Annotated in this window: 3 protein-coding genes; 2 read left to right on the top strand and 1 reads right to left on the bottom strand. The window is 51.4% G+C overall.

The features are described 5' to 3' along the window. Nucleotides 1-89: 89 nt before the first annotated feature. A complete protein-coding gene (locus NWQ23_RS10070; protein WP_306166172.1) occupies nucleotides 90-983 on the bottom strand; it encodes a LysR family transcriptional regulator in 894 nt (297 codons plus the stop codon). A gap of 158 nt (nucleotides 984-1,141) precedes the next feature. On the opposite strand from NWQ23_RS10070, the gene NWQ23_RS10065 reads away from it, so the two are divergent. Both NWQ23_RS10065 and NWQ23_RS10060 read left to right on the top strand, forming a co-directional pair. Further along, nucleotides 1,142-1,990 (top strand): TauD/TfdA family dioxygenase, encoded by an 849-nt coding sequence (locus NWQ23_RS10065; RefSeq protein ID WP_306166171.1) that lies wholly within the window; start codon nucleotides 1,142-1,144, stop codon nucleotides 1,988-1,990. Nucleotides 1,991-2,044: 54 nt separating this feature from the next. Further along, nucleotides 2,045-3,079 (top strand): zinc-dependent alcohol dehydrogenase family protein, encoded by a 1,035-nt coding sequence (locus NWQ23_RS10060; protein WP_306166170.1) that lies wholly within the window; start codon nucleotides 2,045-2,047, stop codon nucleotides 3,077-3,079. Nucleotides 3,080-3,251: the final 172 nt, after the last annotated feature.

The raw sequence follows: 3,251 nt of genomic DNA, 5'->3' as shown, positions 1-3,251 counted from the left end.
ATATTGCACGCTGCGTGGTCGTGAATGATGGCTTTGTAGCAATGGCGAAAGTCGCAGCCCCCTACTTTGCAGCCAGATGACAACTAAAATCATGATTTTATTGTAAATTCACCAATCGACACTGCCTTTAGAAAGGCCGTCTCCGCGGCCTTTATTGCGCCTGCCTTGGGCGAGTCGGTGCGACTGACAAGCCCCAGTAACCGACTTGGGCCATCTGGTCCCAGAGATATCTTTCTCAGCGGTAGATGATCATTCTCGATGATGCATCTTTGTGGGACAATCGAAATGCCGAGCCCCGCCGCAACCATACTCGAGATCGCTTCAAGCCCCTCCAATTCCATCGCGTCATTCACGACAATTTCGTTGTTTTGCAACCAGGCTTCAATTTGCCTCCCCACCACTGCATCTCGATTGAAACGAATAAATGGTTGGGATCGCAAGAGTTCTGCTGGGGTCTGATTTTCCGTACTTTCGGCCGTAAGGAGAACCATTTTTTCAACAGCGATTTTGGAGAAATTCAGTGATCTCGAAAGCACTTCTGGCTTCGAGATGATTGCAGCATGAATCTGGCTGCGGTCAATTTGCAACAAGAGTTGGTTTGATAAGCCGGGAACTATGCGGACTCGTATGCCTGGATGCAAAAATTTGAGTTGGGATAAGGCAAGCGGCACCAGTCCCGTAAGAGTGGTCGGCACTGCGCCCAAGATGAGTTCTCCGGATATGCCATCGCCAGAACTGACCTTGTCGGCAAGGCTGTCGTAGGCCGCAACGACAACTTCGGCTTCACCGACCAGCGCGAGGCCAGTCGCTGTTAACTTCGGAGATCTATGGGAACGCTCAAATAACTCCAGATTCCAAGCTGACTCCAAGTTTTGCATTTGCTGGCTAACAGCCGCAGGGGTCAGATTTTCAACCTCGGCAGCAGCACGAAAACTGCCATGCCGATGGATGGAAATTAAGGTGCGAAGTGCACGGATGCTCATTCCGGTCAGCCCTCTCTATGACCTGGGAACCATCCAGTCACGATCTTTTGTAAACATAATATTAAGTATATATCAATTATTTTTCATTTTTATTAAAAATTATTAATCATTAAGCTTCGATAGTGTGGAAAAGCCAAAGCAGGAAATATGGAGCTCTCATGGTTGCTATAAGAACAAACGAATATGAGTTGATCGTTGCAAAACCTTTCGCACCAAATTTGGGCGCAGAGATATACGGTGTTGACCTGAGCCAAACTGTTCCTGACGATCAGTTCGCAGAGATCCATGACGCGTTTCTGAAATATCAGGTCCTGTTCTTTAAAGAGCAAAAAGAAATCCCGCCGGAACAGCATGTCATTTTTGGAAAGCGCTTTGGGCCTTTGCATGCGCACCCGGCAGCACCCACCATGGTTGGCCACCCGGAGATTTTTGAGATCCATGCGACCAAAGATTCAAAAATTGCAAACGGAGAGTTTTGGCATTCTGACGTATCGTGTGACGAGACACCGCCACTTGGAACGATGCTTCAAATCCACATCGCGCCACAGTGTGGAGGCGATACAATGTTCAGCGATATGTATGCCGCCTACGATGACTTGTCCCAGCCAATCAAGACAATGATCGACGGTCTATCTGCGCTCCATACTTCGGAGCATATCTACAAGGGAAGATACAGTGATCGCGGGAAGCAGGATGCTGATATCAACTGTCCGGAAGCAGTTCATCCAGTCGTGCGAACCCACCCCGATACGGGCAAGAAATCACTGTTTGTGAACCGCACATTTACCACAAGAATATTGGGACTGACGGAAAGTGAAAGCGATGCAGTTCTAAAACTACTATTCGAGCATGCGGAACATATTCGGTATCAGATTCGCTTCCGATGGGCGCTGAATGACATGGCTTTCTGGGATAATCGATGCTGCATGCACCGCGCCATCTGGGACTATTGGCCAGAGGAACGCAAAGGTCGGCGTGTCACTGTTAAGGGTGATAGACCGGTATAGCGGTTGCGGAATTGATGACCGGCGATCCGATTAAAAAAAGACAAGGGTGCATTTATGCTTGCGGCAGTCGTTAGAAATTTTAACGAAGATCTCTCAATCGAAACCGTCCCTGACCCAGTCTGCCCTGACAACGGTGTCGTACTACAAGTCGCGGCTTGCGGTGTTTGTCGCTCGGACTATCACGGGTGGACCGGCGAACACCCGAAAGTGCATAATGGCTCAATTCTGGGGCACGAATATTGCGGTACTGTCGTAGATGCAGGCCCGTTGGCACAGCACAAGATCGGTGACCGCCTGATCGCGCCATTCATACTTGGCTGCGGGAGCTGTGCCGCCTGCCGCACCGGCGTTTCAAATACCTGCGCCCAACAAATCGTTCCCGGTTTTGGCGCGCCGGGGGCATATGCCGAATTCGTCGCCGTGCCTTACGACCACAATCTTGTTCATCTTCCAGATTCTATATCGCCTGCACTTGCGGCAGGACTTGGGTGTCGGGTGACAACGGCATGGCATGCCCTGACGGATCGCGCCGATGTAAAGGCGGGGGAATGGGTGGCCGTTCATGGGACCGGCGGCATCGGCCTGTCCGTTTTGCTCTTGGCAAAGATGTTGGGGGCTCAGGTCGTCGTCGTTGATATTGTCGAAGAAAAATTGGAGCACGCAAGACAACATGGTGCAGACGCCACTGTAAACGCGGCAAAAGTTGATGTAGCGACCGCAATTCGTGACATCACTGGCGGCGGCGCACAGGTATCTATTGAGGCACTCGGGATCGAGGCGACAACAAACGCATCGGTCGAATGCCTTGCGATACTAGGGCGCCACGTTCAGGTGGGCATGCCGTCTGGGAGCGGTCAGATGCAAGTGAACATGCGAGCCATCTATACAAAGCAGCTTGCATTTTTCGGTACCCGAGGCATGCCGTCTTGGAAATACCCTCGGCTTTTGGGAATGATCGAGCGGGGTGATGTGGACATTCGCCCGATGGTCGCGAGAGAAATTCCTTTGTCAGGTGCCAGCGCCGAACTGCGCGCCATGAATGGACCGACATCTCCGGGCACCGCTGTCATCACAGACTTTCTGCGTTAGTGACAAAGCACTTTGACGCGCGTTTCGATGTACGCAATTGCCGGCATATGTTTTCTTGGTTTGGCTACCCGTCACATGGCCAGTGCGAGATCCCAACGGAATGCTCAGATGCTACGCGGCAATGAGGCACACCAACTTTATTGGAAACTTCACGACGGGCGCCGACGATTGC

The organism is Yoonia sp. (genome assembly GCF_030731595.1).
In the GTDB taxonomy this organism is placed as follows: domain Bacteria; phylum Pseudomonadota; class Alphaproteobacteria; order Rhodobacterales; family Rhodobacteraceae; genus Yoonia.
Note: the sequence above shows the minus strand (reverse complement) of the source record. Positions and strands in the feature narration are given on the sequence as shown.